The sequence below is a fragment of the Leptospira semungkisensis genome (genome assembly GCF_004770055.1).
In the GTDB taxonomy this organism is placed as follows: Bacteria; Spirochaetota; Leptospiria; order Leptospirales; family Leptospiraceae; genus Leptospira_B; species Leptospira_B semungkisensis.
Genome location: NZ_RQEP01000014.1, coordinates 1 through 386, shown reverse-complemented (window position 1 = coordinate 386; position 386 = coordinate 1). Strand labels below are relative to the sequence as shown.

1 protein-coding gene is annotated in these 386 nt (G+C 48.7%); it reads right to left on the bottom strand.

Annotated features, from left to right (window positions below; translation table 11 throughout):
* Nucleotides 1–386, bottom strand: a 386-nt coding sequence (locus EHO59_RS10995) for a HAMP domain-containing protein (protein WP_167882105.1), incomplete at both ends; no start/stop codon positions are given.

Below are 386 nucleotides of genomic sequence, written 5' to 3'. Positions count from 1 at the left end.
CTGTCTGTTAAATCTTTCCAAGTTCCCGCAACTCCTCGAACGTCCGCTTGTCCGCCAAGCTTTCCTTCTGTTCCCACTTCTCGAGCAACCCGTGTTACCTCAGATGCGAAAGAGTTTAACTGGTCCATCATGGTGTTAATCGTGTCTTTCAGCTCTAGGATCTCTCCCTTAACATCCACTGTGATCTTTTTAGATAAATCTCCTGTTGCCACTGCGGTTGTTACATCTGCAATGTTACGCACCTGGCCTGTAAGGTTGGATGCCATGGAATTTACGCTGTCTGTTAAGTCTTTCCAGGTTCCCGCAACTCCTCGAACGTCTGCTTGTCCTCCAAGCTTTCCTTCTGTTCCCACTTCTCGAGCAACCCGGGTTACCTCAGATGCGAA